Source organism: Staphylococcus lutrae (genome assembly GCF_002101335.1).
In the GTDB taxonomy this organism is placed as follows: Bacteria; Bacillota; Bacilli; order Staphylococcales; family Staphylococcaceae; genus Staphylococcus; species Staphylococcus lutrae.
Genome location: NZ_CP020773.1, coordinates 1,314,353 through 1,336,762, shown reverse-complemented (window position 1 = coordinate 1,336,762; position 22,410 = coordinate 1,314,353). Strand labels below are relative to the sequence as shown.

Sequence of the window (22,410 nt, the reverse complement as noted above, 5' to 3'; positions counted from 1 at the left end):
TTTTGTGGAATAAGTTTGTTAACTGTTATTTTAAATAGGTAAAAACATTAACTGATAGCACTAGATTTAATTTAGCTACAATTAATCTACTCTTGTGAATGATGCTCCTTCGAACACAATAACGTCATTAATTACCTGAAACTGTTGACCGTCGCCCTCTTCATTCATTATTTTCAGAGTTTCATTTTCCTTATATATTTTTGCTTCTAAAGGTAACTTCTCTGCCTCTTCTTTTGTCGCAGATTCTCCATAATTAACAATCTTGACTTTCCCATTTTTAATATCCATGACTATCTTGTCAGCACCATCATATCCTTCCCATTTACCATTTAACTTCTTAATTTCTGAATCAGTGCAAGCACTCAACACAATTCCAATAAATAAAACAGTAAGCGTTAATAATAATTTTTTCATACATTTTCTCCTTTTGTTTAATTATTTATAATTAATTGTACGCAATTTTTATTTGTGTTGCTACTACATTTTAGGTTGTATTGATGACTATAATTAATTTAACGTCTCCTTTTGTTTCTAATTTTATTGTATTGTCGCTTATTAGACATATTGACAACCGCTCCATATTTTTCAGACTGATTTGTGATGTCGTCTGTAGTTAAATGCGTATAAATCTCAGTCGTTGTTATCTTTTTGTGTCCCAATATTTTTTGTAAAATATGCACATTACCACCATTCTGTAAAAACATTGTAGCTGCGGTATGCCTAAACATATGCGGTGTAATGTTTGTTTTAATATTAAACGTTTTAACGTATCTTTTTAAGCAAGCTCTAAAGCTGTTTGTGGTTAATTGTGTCCCGTACTGCGTCAAAAATACATATTCACTTTCAAAAAATTTGTTTTCTTCCAGTAATTCAATCAGTAACTTTTTTGTAATCTTACTAAATGGGACAAATCTGTATTCATTCGTTTTAGTTTGTCCAAAATATATTGTGCATGCGTCAAAATCAATATCATTTCTTTTAATATTTAATACTTCCTCGATTCTGCCCATTGTGTCCAAAAGTACGTGTATTGCTACTAGCATTCTAAAGTCTGTATAGTACTCTTTATCCAAACTATTCAGAAGCGTCTTAATATCCTTTTCCAGTATTGTTTTAACACGTTCCTTTTGCCTTTTTAACTGACTTTAGCTTTTGAAACGGATTAACTTCAATATACTCAAGCTCAATAAGTGTCTGATAAACAGATTTACAAGCTTTTAAATATGTGTTGACGGTTGTCGGCTGTATTCCACGCATTTCACCGCTATTGTTAAACCTATCTAAATAATAAACTTTGTCATTGAGTAAGTAGTTGATAAATGCACTTGCTTGTCTTTGATTAATCATTAAAATATCAATATCTTTGCCGAAAAACTCATAAAACTCAGTAAAAAGCCTTTTGTATATTCCTAAAGTTTTAGGCGCCAGATTTTGAGACTTTTTATAATCCATTACTTCTTTTTTGATAAACTCAATACTCGGATTATCTAACTTTTGATAAGCTTTATTCCTCTTTTTCTTCATAAAAAATACACTTCTTTCACCTTTAATAAAAGTAGTGAAAGAAGTGATATACATTAACATATTGCATAATTTTGTTGTTTACGTAATCCCACAGCAAGAACGACAAGCAATGTTACCTTTACAAACTCAGCAATTTGCTTAAATTTTTGAATCACATAAAAATTGATTGTCATTCTTTCCATTTTTTCAAATGCTCAAAAACGTTGATATGACGGTTTTATCTCCTATACATTAAAACGGAAATGCACGACATCTCCATCTTGCATCACATAATCTTTACCTTCTAAGCGCATTTTCCCCGCTTCTTTTGCACCTTGTTCACCATTATGCGTTACGAAATCATCATAACTTGTCACTTCAGCACGAATGAAACCACGTTCAAAGTCTGTATGAATAATGCCGGCACATTGTGGGGCAGTCATTCCTTCCTTAAATGTCCATGCACGCACTTCTTGCACACCTGCTGTAAAGTACGTTGCCAATCCTAACAAATCATATGCTTTACGGATGAGTCGGTTCAATCCAGGCTCTTCAATCCCTAATTCTTCTAAGAACATGGCTTTGTCCTCGTCATCTAACGTTGCGATTTCTTCTTCAATTTTGGCACTAATCACAATCACTTCTGAATCTTCATTCGCTGCATACTCTCGAATTGCTTTAACTTTATCATTTTCAACATCATTCACTTCATCTTCACCGACATTCGCAATGTAGAGCATCGATTTTGATGTTAATAATTGTGCTTGATTGACATACTTTTGATCTTCATCATTAAATTCTAAACTGCGCACAGGTTGACCATTTTCAAGTGCTTCTTTAATTCGAGTCAATATACGCACTTCATTCAATGCAGCTTTATCCTTTTGTTTCGCTAACTTTTCGAGACGTGGTAAGCGTTTATCTACAGATTCTAAATCGGCTAATGCCAACTCCATGTTAATGACTTCAATATCATCGATTGGGTTTACACGCCCCGCCACATGTGTCACGTTTTCATCGTCAAATGCACGTACGACCTGGCAAATGGCATCCACTTCACGAATATGTGATAAAAACTTATTTCCAAGCCCTTCACCTTTTGAAGCCCCTTTCACAATACCCGCAATATCTGTAAACTCAAAAGTTGTCGGCACGGTTCTTTTAGGATTAACGATTGTTTCTAATTTTGAGAGGCGTATATCCGGTACTTCCACAATTCCGACATTGGGATCAATTGTAGCAAATGGATAATTTGCAGCAAGCGCCCCTGCTTTTGTAATTGCATTAAATAACGTTGATTTTCCGACATTCGGTAAGCCGACAATTCCAGCTGTTAAAGCCATGATTCATTCTCCTTATCATTTGGACTCGCTTTTTCGAGTACTTTTTTTAATTTTTTATTGAACGTTTGACGTGGCAACATAATGCTACGCTGACAATTTTCACACTTAATACGGATATCAGCGCCCATGCGAATGATTTTAAAGCGATTTGTTCCACATGCATGTTGCTTCTTCATCTCTACTATATCATTTAATTCATACTTTGAAGCCACTCCATTTCACCTCTATGTTTTCTTGTTTTGTTGCTCTTGATATAACTGAACAAGTGTTGGCATTGGTGCTTCGATACCTTCAGATTGAAGAAACTCCTTTAACTCGCGTCGCAAAATTCGAGAACCACTGAAACTTTCACCCGGCATCGTTTCACCGGCCACACGAATCATCACTTCATAACTATTAAACGTGTTGACGCCTAGCACTTCGGGTGGTGCTGTAAAAATGTCATATTTCTTAGGAATGGATTTCAAAAAGAGGTTCATTTTTTTCTCTACTTCATCAATTTTCTCATGAATCGATACTGGAATGTCAATAATTGAGACCCCATTGGTCACTGAAAAATTGGTCACTTCACTCATCGTCCCATTTGGAATAATCGATAACTCACCAGTAAAAGATAAAATACGGGTTGAACGTAACCCAATCGCTTTGACCGTTCCCTCAGCAATCGGTGCACTATTATTTTTTATGCTGACGTAATCTCCCACATCAAATTGGTTTTCAAAAATGATAAAGAAACCTGTAATAATATCCTTCACTAATGTTTGTGCACCAAAACCAATCGCAAGTCCTACAACACCGGCACCTGCTAAAATACTTTCTACGCTAATACCAAACTTACTCAGTATCGTCGTTAAAGTAATAAACCAAATAATATAACCTACAACGTTTTGCACTAATGTAATCAATGTTTTCGATCGTTTGGCACGGCTACTTTTGGTAGAACGATTGTTCACTTTGAAAAATTGTGCAATGATTTTATTTAAAATGCGAACCACTACAAATGCCGCAAATACATAAATTAAAACGATAATGAGTTTCGTTAATAAATTTGAATACGTTTCTGGTTCTAATAAAGGTTGAATCATACTTTGCAATACTGCTTTAAATTGATTCATAATACGCTCCCTTCTTTAATACATGTATCATATGACTTATTATTCTGCTTCACTACATGTTTTTGAGCTGTTGAATGAGACGATGGTAATCTCTTTCAGAATGAAATGTAAAAGTAATTTCGCCCACTTGTTTCTTCGTAGAAATCTCGACACGCGTTCCATATTGCTGACTTAATTGTTGCTCATGCTGACGAATACGGGCAGGCTTTTTCGCTGACGCTGACGACTTCGATGTGTCTTTTTGTACCGTCCCCATATGTTCTGCGACTTTTTGTTCAAGGTAACGTACACTCCAAGACTCCCGGATCACTAAATGGGCATACTTCACCATAGTTGCCGGATCTTTCAATGCCAACAAGGTACGTCCATGCCCTCCTGATAATTGTTCTTCACGTATCAAAGTTCTAATCTTAACAGGTAATTTGAGAAGTCTCAACATATTCGCAATGTAAGGTCTCGATTTCCCTAGTCGTTCAGCCACTTCTTTTTGTGTCAACTTTAGATGCGTCATCAGTTGATGATAACTTTCCGCTTCTTCCAACGCATTGAGGTCTTCTCGTTGCAAGTTCTCAATGATTGCAAGTTCACGCATTTCACCATCCGAAAAAGATTTGACGATGGCGGGAATCTCCGGTAACTCTGCCCTCAGACTTGCGCGATAGCGTCGCTCCCCTGCGACAATATAATAACCCTGAACGGCCTGTGTCACAATAATCGGTTGTAGCACGCCATGTTGTGTGATAGATTGAGCAAGTTCAGCTAATTTTTCATCGTCAAACGTTTTTCTCGGTTGGTACGGGTTAGGTCTGATCTCTGTTAAGGCAATCCATTGGACATGCTCTGATTCAGGCGACTGACTGTACTGTTGCGACGTCATCTCTATCACCCACCTTTACAATGTTTTTTCCATTCCATTTTACTGGTTGCACCATTGAGACACAAGCTTTTCTCAACGATTTCGTCACCACTATAAATTCTTTTAAATCAAAATTTTCAGAAAACATGTTGACAAGTATTTTTGATTGTTGTAAAGTGTGAGTTATCAATCCAATCAATAAATATTCCAAACACTGTAATAAGGAAAGTAGAACGCACCCTGCTTTAACAGAGAGCCTTCGTTCGCTGAGAGAAGGTATTGAAAGCGCGTTTGAAAATGGCCTTGGAGTGTTGATGCCAATATGAGGTATCACCGGGTTCGCCCGTTATCGCGACACAGTATTTATATTTGTGTGTAAGACAGAGAATCCCAAATATCCCTTACATTTTATTTCTTACCACTTGAAATAATGTCTGCACCATTTAGCGTACTGGAAGAGGTGACTTGCGTAATCAAGTCACGAAATAAGGTGGTACCACGAACGCGCTTTCGTCCTTTGTATTTGATGTTTTCATCAGATTCAGGGCGAAAGCTTTTATTTTTGAATGAGGAGGTTACGCGAATGAAAGAAACGACCCTTGCCCAAATCACTTTGACCCAAGACACAACCGGCGCGATCACGAATCCCATTTATCTCTCTACTGCCTATCAGCATGAAGGACTCGGACAATCGACAGGTTACGACTACACGCGCACAAAAAATCCCACGCGCCAAGTATTTGAAGATGCTTTTGCACAGCTTGAAGGTGGCATTGCATCCTTTGCAACAGCAAGCGGTATGGCCAGTATTCAATTGGTTTGCAACCTTTTTAAGCCAAACGATGAAGTACTCGTCTCCTTTGATCTATATGGTGGGACTTTCCGGCTGTTTCAATTTTATGAAACGCAATACGATATCCATTTTAAGTATGTTGACTTTACAAAGCCAGATTGCGTTGCAGCAGCAATTACACCTCGAACGAAAGCATTATTCATTGAACCCCTATCGAATCCATTAATGATTGAGATAGACCTTACACCTTATTATCGACTCGCAGCACAACACCAATTATTAACGATTATTGACAATACTTTCCTTACGCCCTATTTAACTACGCCACTTCAGGAAGGTGCCGATATCGTACTGCATTCCGCGACGAAATATATTGGCGGGCACAATGATGTCCTTGCTGGTGTAGTGACTGTCAAGGATGCACAACTCGCAGAAACATTAGGACAATTTCATAACATGATTGGTGCGACACTCTCACCTATTGATAGCTATCTTCTGCTACGCGGACTCAAAACCTTGCATTTAAGAGTCGAGCGTTCACAACAAAATGCACAACGTTTAGCAGAGAAATGTCAACAATTATCAGGAATTCAAGAGGTTTTATACAGTGGTCGTACGGGGATGTTAAGCTTACGGCTCGAGCCTCAGTACAATGTCGATACACTTTTACGTCAACTTCAAGTCCTACGTTTTGCAGAAAGCCTTGGCGGCACTGAAACATTTGTCACTTTTCCTTTCACACAAACACACATAGATATGCCAGATGACGAAAAAGAACGCCGCGGCATCGATCAACATTTAATTCGCTTGTCCATCGGTATTGAAGCTTATGAAGACATTGAACAAGATTTTATTCAAGCACTTCAGAAATCAAAAGAGGTGATTTGCAATGACGTACTCGAAACCCACACAACTGATTTATGACGATCAATGTGGTGAGACTTATCATAGTGCGAATCCACCCCTATATTATGCTTCGACATATCACCAACATCGCTTAGGAGAACATGTCCCATATGATTACGCTAGAAGTGGGAATCCCAATCGCGCATTGCTTGAAAAGAAACTGGCTCAACTGGAAGACGGCCAATATGCATTTGCATTCAATTCGGGCATCTCAGCGATTACATCAGTGTTTTTAACTTTACGCGCAGGGGATCATATCATTTTACCAGATGATGTATATGGCGGAACGTTTCGTTTAACTGAACAAATTCTGTCACGCTTTGGATTGACTTTTTCAACGGTGAATACGGAACATCTCTCAGAAATTCAAGCGGCCATTCGTCCGTCAACACGATTGATTTATCTTGAAACACCGTCTAATCCACTATTTAAGATTACAGACATTCGTAAAGTCGCACAACTCGCTCAAGCACACCAACTCTTGCTTGCAGTCGACAACACGTTTATGACGCCCCTCGGTCAAAACCCTTTGGCGTTAGGGACAGATATTGTGATTCACAGTGCGACTAAGTTTTTAGGTGGGCATAGTGATTTGATTGCCGGCGCTGTCGTGACCAACGATAAAGCCCTCGCCGATGCACTCTATCTCATTCAAAATGGCACGGGAAGTGCGCTTTCTGTGTACGACAGTTGGACTTTAACACAACATCTCAAAACATTAGTTGTACGTTACCAGCAGTCAGTCGAGAACGCGCAACATATCTCTCAATTTTTAGCGCGTCATCCGGCGATTGCACAAGTATACTACCCTGGACACAGTGAAATTCATCTCAATCAAGCAAAACACGGCGGTGCTGTCATTGGTTTCCGATTAAAAAATGAGTCATACGCCCAATCGTTTGTTGATCGTCTTACCTTACCCCTCGTATCTGTCAGCTTAGGGGGCGTCGAAACGATTCTCTCACATCCTTATACGATGTCACATGCGGCGATTCCTCAACATATTCGGGAAGCACGTGGCATTACGTTTGGCTTATTCCGATTAAGTGTCGGTTTAGAAGATGTCAACGAACTCATTGCCGACCTTGATTTTGCATTAAAGGAGGGATACGATGAGCCGATTACTCGAGGCACTACAACATAAAATATTAGTCGCTGATGGCGCAATGGGCACGATTTTATACTCTGAAGGTTTGGATACTTGTCCAGAAGCGTATAATCTCACACACCCTGAAAAAGTAGAACAGATTCATCGCTCATACATTCAAGCTGGCGCAGACGTCATCCAGACCAATACCTATGGCGCTAATTTTGAAAAATTACAAGCATTTGGTTTAGAACATCAAGTTAAAGCGATTCACCAAGCTGCCGTTGCCATTGCTAAACGAGCCGCTCATGCAGAAACGTTCATACTTGGAACGGTCGGTGGATTTAGGAGCATGAAACAGGGTGAATTATCTTTATCTGCCATTCAATATCATACAGACATTCAAGTGGATACATTGGTAGCCGCTGGTGTCGATGGCTTATTGTTTGAAACGTACTATGACGATCAAGAGTTACTCAACGCGATTGTGCAAACACGTCAAAAATATGATATTCCCATTATTGCACAACTCACCGCCTCTAACACACATTATTTAACGAACGGGAAGTCAATCAACGACGCGTTACAACAACTCATAAAGGCTGGTGCCAATATTGTCGGACTAAACTGTCATCATGGGCCCCATCATATGAAACAAACCTTTAGCCACATTGCCTTACCAGATCACGCATACTTATCTTGTTATCCTAATGCAAGTTTGTTAGATATTGATCATCAGAGCTTTAAATACAGTGATAATGCCCAATATTTCGGAGATACGGCACAACAGCTCATTCAAGAAGGTGTCCGACTCATCGGCGGTTGCTGTGGCACGACACCTGAACATATTCATAAAATCAAAACGGCTGTTAAACATCTACAACCGATTCGAGAGAAAAAGGTCATCCCTATTCATCAAAAACAAACATCCGAAACGCCTAAATCACAGCGTCAAAATCTCGCTGCCCGTGTACGAGAACGACCCACAATTATTGTCGAACTTGATACACCTAAACATCTCGACACCACGCGCTTTTTCAACAATGTTAAAGCGTTAGATGAAGCTAAAATTGATGCAATCACATTGGCAGATAATTCATTAGCGACCGTACGAATTTCAAACATCGCCGCAGCGAGTCTCATTAAGCAACAATTCAGTATCGAGCCACTTGTTCACATTACTTGTCGAGATCGTAATTTGATTGGGCTTCAATCCCATCTACTCGGGCTCTCACTATTGGGGATTCATGAAATTTTGGCGATTACAGGCGATCCATCAAAAATTGGCCATCTCCCTGGTGCAACGAATGTGTACGACGTCAACTCGAAAGGGCTTACTGAATTGGCACTCAAATTTAATAAGGGGGTGAATACAGATGGCGATACTTTAAAAATCGCCACTCAGTTTAACATTGCAGGCGGATTTGATCCGCATGTCCGTAATATCAATGCGGCCGTGCGTAAAATGGAAAGTAAAATTAAGAGCGGTATGCATTACTTTATTACGCAACCCGTCTTTACGAAAGAAAAAATTGTGGAAATTTATGAAGCAACCCAACATCTTGATGTCCCGATTTTCATTGGCATCATGCCAATTACCAGTTACAAAAATGCATTATTTTTACATCATGAAGTGCCGGGTATCAAAATGTCAGACGATGTGTTAGCACAATACGAAGCGGTGGCTGATGATAAGCAAGCGACTTACGCGTTGAGCTTATCTATCTGTAAGTCACTGATCGACACCGTCCATCAATATTTCAATGGCTTGTACTTAATCACCCCATTTGAACGTATTGATTACTCATTAGAACTTGCAGCTTATTCAAAATCTATTACAACATCCCACCAGGAGGCGATATTATGACAATTAAAACAACAAACCTAGGATTCCCAAGACTTGGACGTCAACGCGAATGGAAAAAAGCGATTGAAAGCTACTGGAATCATAAAATAACGAAAGAAGAATTAGACAAGACGCTACAACAATTACATCGTGAAAACTTATTACTACAAAAAAGCTACAATTTAGATAGTGTGCCTGTGGGGGATTTCTCATTATACGATCACATCCTTGATACATCATTGTTGTTCAATATTATTCCAAAACGTTTTCAAGATCGTGAAGTGAATGACGATTTATACTTTGACATCGCTCGAGGCAATGCGTCACATGTCGCAAGTGCTTTGGTGAAATGGTTTAACACGAACTACCACTATATCGTGCCGGAGTGGGATGATGTGACACCGCGTTTGAACCACAATCATTTATTAGAACGTTTCAATGAAGCAAAGTCACTCAATATTCACGCACACCCTGTTATCGTAGGACCGATTACTTTTGTTGCACTCTCTAAAGGAGGCGATCAGTCATTTGAAGAAAAAGTACGGACACTATTACCGCTTTACATTGAAGTTTTCCAATCGCTCATTCAAGCGGGTGCTTCATTAATTCAAGTCGATGAACCTATTTTAGTGACTGATCAAGGGGCTGAATTAGAGGATATTACGCGTGAAGCATTCGAAGCGTTTGCTGAAGCAGGTGTCGGACAGTCTCTCATCATTCAAACTTACTTTGAACGTGCCAATGTGAAGTTTTTAAGTCAACTTCCTGTCAAAGGACTTGGTTTAGACTTCATTCATGACCGCGGTGAAAACTTAAAGCAATTAGAAAATGGTGACTTTGATCACTCAAAAACACTATTTGCGGGTATTATCGATGGGCGAAATGTATGGGCGGCAGATGTTGAAGCACAAAAAGCACTCATCGAAAAATTATCGCAATATTCCGATGATTTGTATATTAATCCGTCCTCTTCATTACTTCACGTCCCGGTGTCATTAGATGATGAGACATTAGACGATGCGATTCGAGATGGGTTAAGCTTTGCGACAGAAAAATTAGAGACATTAGACGCATTAAAACGAGCAATCAACGACAACGATACAGAAATTTATGACCGCTTGCATGCGCAGTACAATCGCTTCCAAAATCAAGCGTTTAAAAATCTTGAATATGATTTCGATAGCGTTCGTGCACAACGTCAATCGCCATTTGCTGAGCGAAAAGTTGTACAACAAGCGCGTTTAAACTTACCAGATTTACCGACGACGACGATTGGTTCTTTCCCACAATCAACTGAAGTGCGTCAACAACGTGCAGCATGGAAGCAAAAACGCATTTCCGATGAAGCTTACCATCAATTTGTGAAAGACGAAATTAAACGATGGATTCAAATTCAAGAAGATATTGGACTCGACGTCTTGGTACACGGAGAATTTGAACGTAATGACATGGTAGAATTTTTTGGTGAAAAATTAGAAGGTTTCCTCGTAACAAAATTCGGTTGGGTACAGTCTTACGGCTCACGCGCAGTAAAACCCCCTATCATTTATGGCGATGTCAAATGGACAGCACCGTTAACAATCGATGAAACCGTATATGCGCAAAGCCTTACAGACAAACCAGTCAAAGGGATGCTGACAGGGCCAGTCACAATATTAAACTGGTCATTCGAACGCGTCGACATCCCGCGGGCAACTGTTCAAGATCAAATCGCGCTTGCCATCAATGAAGAAGTTTTAGCATTAGAAAAAGCAGGTATTCAAGTGATTCAAGTCGATGAACCTGCATTAAGAGAAGGCTTACCACTACGTAAAGCGTATCACGAAGACTACCTCGAAAGAGCCGTCCATAGCTTTAAATTAGCAACTTCTTCAGTCACAGACGAAACGCAAATTCATACGCATATGTGTTATTCGCAATTCGGTCAAATTATTCACGCAATCCATGACTTAGATGCAGACGTTATTTCAATCGAAACATCACGCAGTCACGGTGATTTGATTAAAGACTTTGAATCTGTAGACTATGATTTAGGTATTGGCTTAGGTGTCTATGATATTCATAGTCCGCGTATCCCGACTGAGGAAGAAATTACAACTGCCATTCAACGTGGCCTACAACAAATTGATCGTTCGTTATTCTGGGTCAATCCAGACTGTGGACTTAAAACACGTAAAGAAGATGAAGTGAAAGCCGCTTTAACTGTGCTTGTGGAGAGTGCACGCAAATTACGTCAAAATGCCGCACAATAACAATAAAATATTGAGTCACATCACGCACAATGGACGCCTCTTTCATTAGACATTGCTAGACTATCGGCACCAAGCGTATTATTGAATAGCAAACTTCACTATAGAATAGATTAACTTGAGCATGCTCAGTCAAAAGCCATATCACATAGGAAGCAAAATAGTCTGATTTAAACCGTAAAAGCTAAACTTTTACGGTTTATTTTCATGTCAAACCGATGAACATCATAAAAATCCATATGCATTGTTATGTAAAATCCTTCGCTTATGGATTATCACAATCATACGACAAGTATTTATTTTTCAGAAAGCATTTATTTTTCAGAAAATTTTATATATAATCCTTTTAGAGAAATTTTTCGGAGGGGATATATGTGCTACATAACAGAGACTTTACACTTTTATTTCTAGGGCGCTTAATTTCAAATTTTGGGGATAGTGTTTATGGCATCGGGACAATGCTCTTAGTCTACAGCCTAAGTCATTCTCCATTTTATACGGGTTTCGCTTTGTTTTTGACCTCTTCTACAGCATTGATTCAAGTATTGCTAAGTCCTCTGATGGATCACCTGAATCCTAAAAAGTATCTAATCGTGTCACAATTGGTACAAGCCCTCTTATTGATTAGCATTCCGATTTTGAATGCTTACGGCTATCTTAATTTAGGTTGGCTGTTTGCTACGATGTTTGCTGTGAGTTTATTAAATCAAATGGTTTATCCGATTCAATTGAGCTTGTTACCTAAAATTTTAAATAAAGAGGAATTAGTCGACGGTAATGCGTATTTTACTATGCCTTATCAAGGAAGTGATGCATTATTTAATGCTTTAGCTGGGGTTATCATCACTGCATTTGGTATATTCGCGATTTATATCGTCGACAGCGCCACATTTCTCATTAATGGAATTATGTTTATCTTTTTGAGTCAACAGCTCATGCGTATGAATCAAAACAAATCGTTTAACCAGCAGTCATTTTTGAAATCACATTTCACTTCGCTTTATAAAGGGCTGGCACTGTGGAAAGACCACTTATTATTCCCCTTGTTAGTAGGGGTCATTGTCATCAACTTTTCAGTCAGTGGTATTTTTGCGAACTTACCATTTTATGCGGTGAATCCGTTACATTATAGCCTACTGATGTCTACATCTGGTATAGGCATTCTCGCTGGTGCATTCATTGCACGTTTGCAGTTCATTCGTAAATGGCATTTAGGTAAATTTTATATTATCGGTATCGCGCTAATAGGTTTGTGTTGGATGATAAGTGCACTGATAGAGGCGCACAACATCTATAACCAGCTATTAACATTCATATTATTTTTGATTGGATGGATGGTTGTTGGGATTTTCAATATATTTTCGCAAACAATTGTACAGTTGAAAGTCAACGCAGATCAGCTAGGTATGGCCATGGGCTCAATGATTGGTGTATCGACTTCATTAGCACCTATAGGCGCCCTTTTAGGTGGAACAATCGGAAATATATTAAACAGTCATTTTGTCATCATCTTGTTTGCAAGTTTATTCATAGGGGTGGCCTTATTTTGGTTGTCACAAACCTCAATCCGAAAGATGTCTCATTTGAATACAATTGAATAGGATGAAATCATCAAGAAAGCAATCATCGTTATGCTAACCATTCAAAAACAAATGGATGCCTTGCTAATATCCACCCTATCTCATAACTGAAAGAACATGTATGACATACCGAAACAGTTTGTAACGAAACATATCATTTTTCTATGCACTTTTATATTCAAATCCAAAATTGGACTGATGAGAAATTGTGAGCGTTTCTTCATCAGTCCAATTAATAGAGAACCTAATATTTTCTTAAAAATTGTGCTTCTTCTTCATGATACGTCTCCATCACAAATTGATGTACCGCATGAATCACACGTTGAATATCATCCGTGGAATAAGCCAAAATACGAAATGTTAAGCCATGGGTAGGCAGTAACGTTACACCGACACGGCAACGTTCGCTGATATAAGGCATCACTACACTTTGTACAGCCTCAACTACTTTCTGATTAACACCTGGACTAATATAATAACATGAACCCATATGCGTAAATCCTTCCATATAGCCCATTTGCGTCACTTGATTTTTTTGCGTATCCAGCTTTAAATTATCAAACACGACCAATCGATGATCAACGTAAATTTCATTTTTGAGATGTAAATAATGATATTTAAACTGACGTCCATCTTCATCGTATCCAGGCGTTAAAATATCCGTATAAAACATAGAAGCTGTCGGACTTAAATCAAATCGATTAGCCTGGTAATACTTTGCGTCTGAATAACCAATAATGGGGTCGCTCACAAATTCCATAAAAGCACCCTCATCAAGTTGAAAACTTTGATACTGCTCTACTTTATCTTCCAAAGTTTTAAATACAATCGTTGCACCTTGAGTCGTTAATACCGCATGAGCCCCTGACTCAAAGTGAATGTTCATACGGTAGCGGTCACCATCAACAAATCCACCACCAAGATTAATCAGAAACATCGTCGGGTGAGGACTTCCATTCAAGTAAGTCGGTCGAATGACCTTGAGTCCGCCTTGAAAGTACGTTTTGCCATTTACCGTGCGACTACCGTCATGTTTGAATATTAAATCTAATTCACCTGTCCACTTAGAAATTGCCATTATTCTAATCCTTCAAAAAAGACATCCTTTTTTATCCAATCTAAAACTTGGTCTAATCCCTCATCCGTCTTTAAATTGGTAAACGCGAATGGACGATTTTTTCGGAATTTGTCAGTATCTTCAGCCATGCGTTCTAAAGAAGCACCCACATAAGGGGCTAAATCCGTTTTATTAATCACAAAATAATCCGATTTAATCATCCCTTGTCCGCCTTTACGTGGGATTTTTTCTCCTTGTGCAACATCGATAATATAGATTGAAAAATCAACCAGTTCCGGACTAAATGTCGCAGCTAAATTATCTCCACCAGATTCAATAAAAATCAATTCAATATCTGAGTGACGTTCCATTAATTCATCAATTGCAGCAAAATTCATGGAGGCATCTTCACGAATTGCCGTATGTGGACATCCACCTGTTTCCACACCAATAATACGATCTTCAGGTAACACACCTGAATTCACTAATATTTTTTGGTCTTCTTTTGTGTAAATATCATTTGTGATTACACCGATACTTTTTTCTTCTGATAAACGTTTCACTAATTTTTCAATGAGTTGTGTTTTCCCTGCGCCAACAGGTCCACCGATACCAATTTTAATTGGTTTCATCTCTGTTCCCTCCTATGAAATAAAAATACGTACATCAACATCTTCATGCTCCAATTGATTCATTTCAAGCCCTGGCGCTGTCAAACCAAAATCCGCTTCATCCAACTGCATCACATTCTCACGTGTCTGCGTAATAAAAGGAATCATTTCTGCGACAATTTTCTGTCCTTCTGTTTGACCTAGTGGAATTGCTCGAACAGCATTTTGTGTCAAACTGGAAACATTTTGATAGTAGAAATAATCTATAATTTTTTCAATGTCAATCCCTAAATGATGACCTAGCAAAGTAAATACGACTGCAGGATGCGTATGCAACTCATAGGCTGCAGCTTTATCACCATACCATTCAAGCCATTCATCCTTATAAAGTGTCCGTGCAAGCTGAATCATCCGCTTGCCCATTTGTTTTGTTCCATTTCTCGTTTCTCGCGGTATGTTTTGTACAAAAAGCAATTGATCTAAGTTTTCAATAGACGATTTCTCACCTGATTCAATCGCATCATAGACAAGACGCATCGCCAAACCATCTGTATAGGTCAATTGCTCTGTTAAGAAAACTTTCAACCATGTTTGAAATGAAGCGCCATCATGAATGTCACCCCGTTGAATATACGTTTCCAACCCAAAAGAATGGCTAAACGCGCCGGTCGGAAACTGTGAGTCACAAAATTGAAAGAGCTTCAAATATGCTTGATTAATCATGAGAATGTCCTATATGTTTAAACGCTTGATTGACTTTACGATCTTCACGTTGATATGGGATTCCTTTATCTTTTAGCAAATCTTCTACGAGGTAATCGTACTGAACTAGCATTTCATTATCATCCGTGAACTGTGCAGGTAAATGACGGTTTCCCAATTGATGAGCAATATCTCCCATTTCTTTAATCGTACGTGGGCGAATCACAATAACATCTTCAGAATTCACATCAACAATAATCATGTTTTTTTCATCTCTATACAAAATATCACCATACTGCAAGTCGATAGGTTGGCTTAAACGAATACCAATCTCTGTACCGTGATCAGATGTCACACGCTGAATCCGCTTCACTAAGTCAGAGTTCTCTAAATACACTTTTTCAATATGAACATTTTTTTCATCTTGAGATAAATGAGCAATGTTGCCCTGAATTTCTTCTACTATCATATGCATTTCATCTCCTTGAATAAGCTTAAGTCACACATAAATTGAGACATGTTATACATCTATCATCGTGCCAAACAGAAAAAACTATTCTATGTGCGTATCTTGTAGCACCGTTCTTTACAGACGGAACATCGAAAGATATCTAGCCTTCATGACAAAAATACTATGTCAAAATAATATAAACATCTATCGACAAGTATTATACTGTGCATCAATTTATGTTTTCCTTACTCTTAATTTACCATAATTTTTATTTTAAAACTTATGACTCGCTCATTCTATGATACGCCTTCACAAACAAAAAATACACTATTTTCTCTTTAACTTAAAACTTTTTTACTTTTAAAATAAAGTGATGCAATCTTTTTTCGTTCGTCCGATTGTTGTCATCATAAGATTGAATGATTAATCCGGTAAAAAAATTCTACTAAAACTTATTATTATTTTCTTGATGTAATTACTTTATAATCATAATATTATTACTATCTCTTACTCATTTGTAACAAACAGAAAGCGGCATCATTTATTTTTAGATATTTATGATATAATTTACACAATATAACAACTATGATAATTGGAGGTTTTTAAAATGTTAAAACTTGCAGATTGGAAAAACGAAAAAGAAACACTTCATCGCCTATCTCAAATTTTAGGTAAGCATAAGCTGGCAAGTGCTTTTCAGGAACCACAATGGAGACACGTTGTTCTTGATATAACAACAACTGGATTTTCTACAGGCCTTTTATTTTATCAATCGTCCACATACAGCATCAGTATCAACTTAGTCGACCACTTCATTTTAGTTGAGACACAAACCGCTTCAGAAAAAATCCCTTTAAAAGATGGTATTACCATTCAAAGCTATTATCAACAAATCCAACAGGCGCTCTTCCGAAACGGTATTGAAGTAACAATCAATGAACGCCCTCAAGAAGTGACGGACACGACTTTATTTTCTAAAGACACTCATCACTGCCATTATAATGAAGAGACAAGCCGTAGCGTTTTACAGCTAATGGCCTTTGCAACACGTGCACTTCAATATTTTATTGCACCTTACCGTGCCCGTAAGATGAATCCAGGTCTTTTTTGGGGGACTTTTGATATTTCTTGTTTAATTCATTACAATGCATTTCATGAAATGTTTGAACCCACACAAATCATTGAATACGCCGCTTTCGATGAACATTTCATTGAGTTCGGCTTCTGGTTTGGCGATGATCGCTTTGAAGGTCCTACATTTTTCATTTTACCTTATCCTTTTGTTGATCAAAGCTTTACTTTTGAGCAACCGTTAATAGAGGGCGCTTATTTTGATTCACAATTGACAGAACTCATTTACGAAATGAAATCGATGAATTCAGAAACTTTGAACGCCCTCTCAGCCTTTTTCAATCAAGGCTTTGAAATTTTCAAATCACATTTATCTTGGGAAAACTGTGAGCATTACCATGTCCCATTAAAAATGAATACGAATCAAATCCAACAAAAACCTTACCCTCATTAGCATTAAAAGATGTATATGCGCTCTAACTTCTGCAATATATAAAAAGCCGAGCTCTGCTCGGCTTTTTATATAGGGTTACCCCCAACACTTGATGACGTTTCGATAGAAATTTTTTGATATGTTCTTTTTTATAAACTTTATGGTCTAGATGTTTACAACATAGACTACACATTATCCCCCATAAACATCATGATATTCTGGTGTACGCTCTAAAACCCCTTTTGCAAATGGGCATGTTGCATGAATCTTAAAGTGATGCTCACGCGCATCTTTTACCGCTGCCTCAACCAATTGTTTACCAACACCTTGCCCTCTTAACGATTCACCGACTATCGTATGATCAATGATAATTTGTGTTTCTCCCGGTACGTATGTCATTAACGCTTCTGGATGTTTTTCAGACTCACCCACATAATATTTATTATGTCCTTTTTTAATTGTTGCCATAATCGTTCCTCCTCAAATAATCACTTTACATTATTTGCCATGATTTTATACCCATTTTTAGAGTTTTTCAATCATTTAAGTATAAAAATTAAACTAAGTACTTTACTTTATTGTGTATTCACGTTATAATTATCTCGAATTCGAAACAAAAGAGGTGTTGGCATATGCAGAGAAGTGAGATAGCACTCAAAACTTTAATCGGAATCAAACGCACCAATGATATGTTAGACAAATTGATACGTAAAGACGTAAAATCATATGGGCTGAGCGTCACTGCATTTGCAGTATTAGAACTTTTATACAATAAAGGCGAGCACACTATTCAACGTATTCAAGAGCGCATCTTAATTGCCAGTAGCAGTACGACCTACGTGATTAACTCATTAGAAGAAAAAGGATATTTGAAACGTCGCCAATGCAAAAAGGATCGGCGTGTCAGCTATATTTCGTTAACTGATCAAGGCCAACAACTCATGGAAAATATCTTCCCAGAACACACAAAAGCCATTGAACAAGCATTTTCAGAACTTACAAACGACGAATTATATGCATTGCAAACGACACTAAAAAAATTAAGTACAGCACCTCAAGACTAACTTGAACGCATGTACTTTTCTTTCACACTCTATTTAGTTCGAATTAGAGATAATTAATTAATAAAGGGGTTTTTAAAATGATACAACATCCATTAAAAGGGATTCACCACGTAACAGCAATGACAGATAATGCAGAACGGAACTACCATTTCTTCACTGAAGTGCTCGGTATGCGACTTGTGAAAAAAACAGTCAATCAAGACGATATTTACACATACCACACATTTTTTGCAGATGACGAAGGGAATGCTGGCACTGATATGACATTCTTCGATTTCCCAAATAATCCAAAAGGCGCATCAGGAACAAACTCAATTAGTCGTGCAGGTTTACGTGTACCTAATGATGCAGCTCTTGAATATTATAAAGCACGTTTTGATGAATTCGGTGTCAAACATGATGAAATTGATACTGTGTTTGGTACAAAAGTGCTTCGTTTTGAAGAAGAGGATGGTCAAAAATACCAACTCTTCTCTGACGAAAATAATACAGGAGTTGAACCAGGTATTCCTTGGAAAAACGGCCCTGTCCCTGAAGACAAAGCAATTTATGGTCTAGGTCCAATTGAAATTACGGTAAGCTATTATGATGATTTCAAAAAAACTTTAATCGATCTTTATGACATGAAACCGATTAAAGAAGAAGATAACGTAACACTCCTAGAAGTTGGTAAAGGAGGGAACGGAGGACAAGTCATCTTACGTAAAGATGAAACAAATGAAAGCCGTCCAGGGTACGGTCAAATCCACCACGTGTCTTTCCGTCTTGAAAACGATGAAGCTATCGAACAATGGCTTGAAAGATATAATGAATTGGGTGTTAGAAGTTCCGGTTTAATCGACCGTTTTTACTTCAAAGCACTTTACACACGTATCGGTCATATTCTTATCGAGCTTTCAACTGACGGTCCTGGTTTCATGGAAGATGAACCATATGAAACTTTAGGCGAATCTTTATCACTACCACCATTTTTAGAAGATCAAAGAGAATATATCGAATCTGAAGTGCGTCCATTCAATACAACACGTCATTCAAAATAAAGGTTGGAGGTTAATCATGTACGCTTTTTACGCATCAGACATCTCTCAACAACAAATGTACAAACTTTTAATCGGATCTGTCGTACCTCGACCTATCGCGCTCGTCAGTAGTCAGTCTGAGGCGGGGGTTGTCAATGTTGCCCCCTTCAGTTTTTTCAATATCATCTCAGCTGAACCTGCCCTACTTTCGATTTCTATCGGACGTAAAGATGGGAAGTTGAAAGACACTGCACGCAACCTTTTAACTACAAAAGAAGCAGTCGTTCATGTCGTAACAAAAGACAATGTCAATGATGCCAATCAAACTGCTGCACCGTTACCACCAGATGAAAGTGAATTGTCACATACTCAATTTACAACGACAGCTTCAGACACTGTTTCTGTCCCTAGTTTATGCGAAAGTCCTATTCGTTTTGAAGTAACCCTGCATCAACATGTGACGATTAAAAATGATGACGGTGAAATAGTTAATGATTTGGTACTTTTAAAAATTCAAAAAGTATTGATTGATGATGCTTTATATGATGACGCACAAGGGTATATTGAAGTAGGCAAAATCAAAGCAGTCAGTCGACTGGCAGGAGATGATTATGCAACATTAGGAGAATTTTTTACAATTCAAAGACCCCGATAAAGTAATAAAGAGGTGAACAATAATGGAACATATTTTTAAACAAGGTGAAGCATCAAAACCGACATTTGTCTTATTACATGGGACAGGTGGCAATGAACATGATTTAATTCCTGTTGCTGAATTATTAGACCCTTCCTATAACGCGTTAGGTGTACGTGGTAATATTTCAGAAAATGGGATGAATCGTTTCTTCAAACGTCATGGTGAAGGACAATATGATATAGAAGATTTGAAGTTCCGTACAACAGAACTTCATGAATTTCTCGAGAGTGCCGCTAAAAAATACCACTTCGATTTGGAAAATGTCATTTTAGTTGGATTTTCAAATGGTTCAAATATGGCCATTAGCTTAATGTTGAATAAAGACATGCCTTATAAAAAAGGATTATTATTTGCCCCACTTTACCCATTAGATGTCTCACCTGACCTTGATTTAAGTGAGAAGGCAGTCTACCTGTCCATGGGTAAAAATGATCCTCTCGTTCCAGTAGAAGCGAGTGAATATGTCAAATCTATTTTTGAATCACGTGGCGCAGATGTAACTACGTACTGGGTGAATGGCCATGAATTGACACAAGGAACCCTCGAAGCCGCACGTGGGATATTATAGGAATTGAGACTGCAATATCAATTTAATAAAATAAGAGAAAACGCATATTGATGTTCGTGATCCTTCTCTGAGCTTGAGTTGATGATTGACCTCTTTGTCTCACTTGGCTAGGTCTTGTCTCAAATTAATTATGTTTGATTAAAAAGGCCATGTTAAGGAAACACAATTGGATTGTCGGGAGTCATATAGAAATATAGTACACCACAAAGATTTCATAATATGCCCCCACCCACAAAGCTGACTCGACTTCTCAAAAGCGACACACATTGAGAAGTCAGACAGCGAGTGTGTTAAACAGTAATCCCTTCTAAAGTTAAGTCTGTTTATTATAGACTTTAGCTTTTCTTCAGACATCTCGCCTAGATTTATAATCATGAAACTTTCACATTGCCACTTAGAATGCCTTGTTGTCTACATATCATTCCTCTACATACTGACTTTTATACGTCTCAGTCTATCGTTAATTTCATCTAATAAAAAAGAGAATTAAGCAATATCCCATCACCTAATTCCCTATATTTAAAATAACTCTCTTACATTTATAAAAGATTGGTTTTAATGTGCATCTAAAATGACTCACTTTCGATATAAACGGATTTGAATTTCAACATAATCTGCGTGCTCTTTTTCTCTTTGCTCATAACGAATACCCTTCGCACGAATTTCTAATAAACGATCCGCAATCATATCCCGTGCTTCAGAAACGTCTTGTGCAAATTCAGGTGGATGTGCAATGATTTTTTCCTCTTGCTTTAATTTGACGACACTTTCCTTTAACCGCTCCTCTGTTTGCTTCACATTCAACTGTTCTTTCAAGATCACTTCGAGCATTTCTTCTTGAAACTGAGGCGTTTGTCCCACCAATGCCCGTGCATGACGTTCTGTAATACGATGTGCACGCACCGCTTCAAGAACAACAGGTGTCAGTTTCAACAACCTTAATTTATTTGCAATAAAGCTTTGACTCTTTCCTACGCTCTTCGCTAACTCTGCTTGTGTAATTCCTTCAAATGCAAGTAACTTTTTGTATGCCTCTGCCTCCTCTATGGCAGATAAGTTTTCACGTTGAATATTTTCAATTAATGCAACCACCGCTGTTTCTTCGTCATCTAAATGGCGGATAATCACCTCTGCCTCGGTCATCTGATTAAGCTGTAACGCTCGAAAACGTCGTTCACCCGCAATGATTTCATACATGCTTTCTTCGATCGGTCGCACGACAATCGGTTGTAATAAACCATGTGCACGAATCGATTCTGCAAGTTCTTCAATACGAGCTGTATCAAATGTTTGACGCGGTTGATATCGATTGGGCACTATTTTTTCAATCTTAATCGACTCGACACCTTTTTTATCTTCTTCCGATACTGTTAATAGTTCGTCTTTATTTTTTAAACCAAATAACTTAGAAAAGGGTTTCTTCATGTCTATTCGCTCCCTTTAATCTTTCATAATCTCT

At 38.0% G+C, this 22,410-nt stretch carries 24 protein-coding genes and 1 other annotated feature; of the genes, 10 read left to right on the top strand and 14 right to left on the bottom strand.

Annotated elements, in window-relative coordinates:
* Positions 1-81: 81 nt before the first annotated feature.
* The 8 genes from B5P37_RS06110 to B5P37_RS06080 all read right to left on the bottom strand — a co-directional run bounded on the left by B5P37_RS06110 (position 82) and on the right by B5P37_RS06080 (position 4,838).
* Positions 82-414, bottom strand: a complete 333-nt coding sequence (locus B5P37_RS06110; protein ID WP_085237400.1) for a hypothetical protein — start codon at positions 412-414, stop codon at positions 82-84.
* Between the two features lie 98 nt (positions 415-512).
* Positions 513-1,073 carry a tyrosine-type recombinase/integrase gene (locus tag B5P37_RS06105; protein WP_169710790.1) on the bottom strand — a complete coding sequence of 187 codons (561 nt, stop codon included), beginning with the start codon at positions 1,071-1,073 and terminating at the stop codon, positions 513-515.
* A gap of 40 nt (positions 1,074-1,113) precedes the next feature.
* Positions 1,114-1,584 carry a phage integrase SAM-like domain-containing protein gene (locus B5P37_RS06100; RefSeq protein ID WP_142382191.1) on the bottom strand — a complete coding sequence of 157 codons (471 nt, stop codon included), beginning with the start codon at positions 1,582-1,584 and terminating at the stop codon, positions 1,114-1,116.
* Positions 1,578-1,706, bottom strand: a complete 129-nt coding sequence (locus B5P37_RS12260; protein ID WP_280521808.1) for a hypothetical protein — start codon at positions 1,704-1,706, stop codon at positions 1,578-1,580. Before B5P37_RS12260 ends, B5P37_RS06100 begins: the two co-directional genes overlap by 7 nt.
* 42 nt (positions 1,707-1,748) lie before the next feature.
* Positions 1,749-2,846, bottom strand: coding sequence for a redox-regulated ATPase YchF (gene ychF / locus B5P37_RS06095; RefSeq protein ID WP_085237397.1), 1,098 nt, complete (start codon positions 2,844-2,846; stop codon positions 1,749-1,751).
* Positions 2,837-3,058, bottom strand: coding sequence for a DUF951 domain-containing protein (locus B5P37_RS06090; RefSeq protein ID WP_085237396.1), 222 nt, complete (start codon positions 3,056-3,058; stop codon positions 2,837-2,839). Before B5P37_RS06090 ends, ychF begins: the two co-directional genes overlap by 10 nt.
* 12 nt (positions 3,059-3,070) lie before the next feature.
* A complete protein-coding gene (locus B5P37_RS06085; RefSeq protein WP_085237395.1) occupies positions 3,071-3,961 on the bottom strand; it encodes a mechanosensitive ion channel family protein in 891 nt (296 codons plus the stop codon).
* Positions 3,962-4,013: 52 nt separating this feature from the next.
* The gene (locus tag B5P37_RS06080) at positions 4,014-4,838 is read right to left on the bottom strand and encodes a ParB/RepB/Spo0J family partition protein (RefSeq protein ID WP_085237394.1); all 825 of its coding nucleotides are present in this window, start codon (positions 4,836-4,838) and stop codon (positions 4,014-4,016) included.
* 186 nt (positions 4,839-5,024) lie between these two features.
* Positions 5,025-5,338, top strand: a binding site (T-box leader).
* Between the two features lie 62 nt (positions 5,339-5,400).
* Here B5P37_RS06080 and B5P37_RS06070 point away from each other — a divergent pair.
* The 5 genes from B5P37_RS06070 (at position 5,401) to B5P37_RS06050 (ending at position 13,299) form a co-directional block, all read left to right on the top strand.
* A complete protein-coding gene (locus tag B5P37_RS06070; RefSeq protein WP_085237393.1) occupies positions 5,401-6,534 on the top strand; it encodes a PLP-dependent transferase in 1,134 nt (377 codons plus the stop codon).
* Positions 6,500-7,660 (top strand): cystathionine beta-lyase MetC, encoded by a 1,161-nt coding sequence (gene metC, locus B5P37_RS06065; protein ID WP_085237392.1) that lies wholly within the window; start codon positions 6,500-6,502, stop codon positions 7,658-7,660. The genes B5P37_RS06070 and metC overlap by 35 nt, the downstream gene beginning before the upstream one ends.
* Positions 7,629-9,470 carry a bifunctional homocysteine S-methyltransferase/methylenetetrahydrofolate reductase gene (locus tag B5P37_RS06060; RefSeq protein WP_085237391.1) on the top strand — a complete coding sequence of 614 codons (1,842 nt, stop codon included), beginning with the start codon at positions 7,629-7,631 and terminating at the stop codon, positions 9,468-9,470. Before metC ends, B5P37_RS06060 begins: the two co-directional genes overlap by 32 nt.
* The gene (gene metE / locus B5P37_RS06055) at positions 9,464-11,701 is read left to right on the top strand and encodes a 5-methyltetrahydropteroyltriglutamate--homocysteine S-methyltransferase (protein ID WP_085237390.1); all 2,238 of its coding nucleotides are present in this window, start codon (positions 9,464-9,466) and stop codon (positions 11,699-11,701) included. The genes B5P37_RS06060 and metE overlap by 7 nt, the downstream gene beginning before the upstream one ends.
* A gap of 371 nt (positions 11,702-12,072) precedes the next feature.
* Positions 12,073-13,299, top strand: a complete 1,227-nt coding sequence (locus B5P37_RS06050) for an MFS transporter (RefSeq protein ID WP_169710789.1) — start codon at positions 12,073-12,075, stop codon at positions 13,297-13,299.
* 223 nt (positions 13,300-13,522) lie between these two features.
* On the opposite strand, the gene B5P37_RS06045 is transcribed toward B5P37_RS06050, so the two are convergent.
* From B5P37_RS06045 to ureE, 4 genes are read right to left on the bottom strand one after another with little or no spacing between them, the layout of a single operon-like run.
* Positions 13,523-14,356, bottom strand: coding sequence for an urease accessory protein UreD (locus B5P37_RS06045; protein ID WP_085237388.1), 834 nt, complete (start codon positions 14,354-14,356; stop codon positions 13,523-13,525).
* Positions 14,356-14,967: an urease accessory protein UreG gene (gene ureG / locus B5P37_RS06040; protein ID WP_085237387.1), complete on the bottom strand. Its 612-nt coding sequence runs from the start codon at positions 14,965-14,967 to the stop codon at positions 14,356-14,358. Before ureG ends, B5P37_RS06045 begins: the two co-directional genes overlap by 1 nt.
* Before the next feature lie 12 nt (positions 14,968-14,979).
* Positions 14,980-15,669 carry an urease accessory protein UreF gene (locus B5P37_RS06035; protein WP_085237386.1) on the bottom strand — a complete coding sequence of 230 codons (690 nt, stop codon included), beginning with the start codon at positions 15,667-15,669 and terminating at the stop codon, positions 14,980-14,982.
* A complete protein-coding gene (gene ureE / locus B5P37_RS06030) occupies positions 15,662-16,117 on the bottom strand; it encodes an urease accessory protein UreE (RefSeq protein ID WP_085237385.1) in 456 nt (151 codons plus the stop codon). The genes B5P37_RS06035 and ureE overlap by 8 nt, the downstream gene beginning before the upstream one ends.
* 589 nt (positions 16,118-16,706) lie before the next feature.
* Between ureE and B5P37_RS06025 the strand changes: the two genes are divergently transcribed.
* The gene (locus tag B5P37_RS06025; protein ID WP_085237384.1) at positions 16,707-17,624 is read left to right on the top strand and encodes a DUF5996 family protein; all 918 of its coding nucleotides are present in this window, start codon (positions 16,707-16,709) and stop codon (positions 17,622-17,624) included.
* 171 nt (positions 17,625-17,795) lie between these two features.
* On the opposite strand, the gene B5P37_RS06020 is transcribed toward B5P37_RS06025, so the two are convergent.
* The gene (locus tag B5P37_RS06020; RefSeq protein ID WP_085237383.1) at positions 17,796-18,071 is read right to left on the bottom strand and encodes a GNAT family N-acetyltransferase; all 276 of its coding nucleotides are present in this window, start codon (positions 18,069-18,071) and stop codon (positions 17,796-17,798) included.
* A 164-nt stretch (positions 18,072-18,235) separates the two neighbouring features.
* On the opposite strand from B5P37_RS06020, the gene B5P37_RS06015 reads away from it, so the two are divergent.
* The 4 genes from B5P37_RS06015 (at position 18,236) to mhqD (ending at position 20,951) form a co-directional block, all read left to right on the top strand.
* A complete protein-coding gene (locus B5P37_RS06015; RefSeq protein ID WP_085237382.1) occupies positions 18,236-18,667 on the top strand; it encodes a MarR family winged helix-turn-helix transcriptional regulator in 432 nt (143 codons plus the stop codon).
* 77 nt (positions 18,668-18,744) lie between these two features.
* On the top strand, positions 18,745-19,707 hold the full coding sequence (locus B5P37_RS06010) for a ring-cleaving dioxygenase (protein ID WP_085237381.1): 963 nt from the start codon (positions 18,745-18,747) through the stop codon (positions 19,705-19,707).
* A gap of 16 nt (positions 19,708-19,723) precedes the next feature.
* Positions 19,724-20,341 (top strand): flavin reductase family protein, encoded by a 618-nt coding sequence (locus tag B5P37_RS06005; RefSeq protein ID WP_085237380.1) that lies wholly within the window; start codon positions 19,724-19,726, stop codon positions 20,339-20,341.
* Between the two features lie 22 nt (positions 20,342-20,363).
* Entirely contained in the window at positions 20,364-20,951 is a 588-nt protein-coding gene (gene mhqD, locus B5P37_RS06000; protein ID WP_085237379.1) for a methylhydroquinone degradation carboxylesterase MhqD, read from the top strand.
* 576 nt (positions 20,952-21,527) lie between these two features.
* Here the strand turns inward: mhqD and B5P37_RS05995 are convergent.
* Positions 21,528-22,376 (bottom strand): ParB/RepB/Spo0J family partition protein, encoded by an 849-nt coding sequence (locus B5P37_RS05995; protein ID WP_085237378.1) that lies wholly within the window; start codon positions 22,374-22,376, stop codon positions 21,528-21,530.
* Positions 22,377-22,410 lie beyond the last annotated feature (34 nt).

Coding starts and splice junctions, on each gene's coding strand:
- B5P37_RS06110 (WP_085237400.1), bottom strand. CDS start 414: ATGAAAAAATTATTATTAACGCTTACTGTTTTATTTATTGGAATTGTG.
- B5P37_RS06100 (WP_142382191.1), bottom strand. CDS start 1,584: ATGTTAATGTATATCACTTCTTTCACTACTTTTATTAAAGGTGAAAGA.
- B5P37_RS12260 (WP_280521808.1), bottom strand. CDS start 1,706: ATGGAAAGAATGACAATCAATTTTTATGTGATTCAAAAATTTAAGCAA.
- ychF (WP_085237397.1), bottom strand. CDS start 2,846: ATGGCTTTAACAGCTGGAATTGTCGGCTTACCGAATGTCGGAAAATCA.
- B5P37_RS06085 (WP_085237395.1), bottom strand. CDS start 3,961: ATGAATCAATTTAAAGCAGTATTGCAAAGTATGATTCAACCTTTATTA.
- B5P37_RS06080 (WP_085237394.1), bottom strand. CDS start 4,838: ATGACGTCGCAACAGTACAGTCAGTCGCCTGAATCAGAGCATGTCCAA.
- B5P37_RS06070 (WP_085237393.1), top strand. CDS start 5,401: ATGAAAGAAACGACCCTTGCCCAAATCACTTTGACCCAAGACACAACC.
- metC (WP_085237392.1), top strand. CDS start 6,500: ATGACGTACTCGAAACCCACACAACTGATTTATGACGATCAATGTGGT.
- B5P37_RS06060 (WP_085237391.1), top strand. CDS start 7,629: ATGAGCCGATTACTCGAGGCACTACAACATAAAATATTAGTCGCTGAT.
- B5P37_RS06045 (WP_085237388.1), bottom strand. CDS start 14,356: ATGGCAATTTCTAAGTGGACAGGTGAATTAGATTTAATATTCAAACAT.
- ureG (WP_085237387.1), bottom strand. CDS start 14,967: ATGAAACCAATTAAAATTGGTATCGGTGGACCTGTTGGCGCAGGGAAA.
- B5P37_RS06035 (WP_085237386.1), bottom strand. CDS start 15,669: ATGATTAATCAAGCATATTTGAAGCTCTTTCAATTTTGTGACTCACAG.
- ureE (WP_085237385.1), bottom strand. CDS start 16,117: ATGATAGTAGAAGAAATTCAGGGCAACATTGCTCATTTATCTCAAGAT.
- B5P37_RS06025 (WP_085237384.1), top strand. CDS start 16,707: ATGTTAAAACTTGCAGATTGGAAAAACGAAAAAGAAACACTTCATCGC.
- B5P37_RS06020 (WP_085237383.1), bottom strand. CDS start 18,071: ATGGCAACAATTAAAAAAGGACATAATAAATATTATGTGGGTGAGTCT.
- B5P37_RS06015 (WP_085237382.1), top strand. CDS start 18,236: ATGCAGAGAAGTGAGATAGCACTCAAAACTTTAATCGGAATCAAACGC.
- B5P37_RS06010 (WP_085237381.1), top strand. CDS start 18,745: ATGATACAACATCCATTAAAAGGGATTCACCACGTAACAGCAATGACA.
- B5P37_RS06005 (WP_085237380.1), top strand. CDS start 19,724: ATGTACGCTTTTTACGCATCAGACATCTCTCAACAACAAATGTACAAA.
- mhqD (WP_085237379.1), top strand. CDS start 20,364: ATGGAACATATTTTTAAACAAGGTGAAGCATCAAAACCGACATTTGTC.
- B5P37_RS05995 (WP_085237378.1), bottom strand. CDS start 22,376: ATGAAGAAACCCTTTTCTAAGTTATTTGGTTTAAAAAATAAAGACGAA.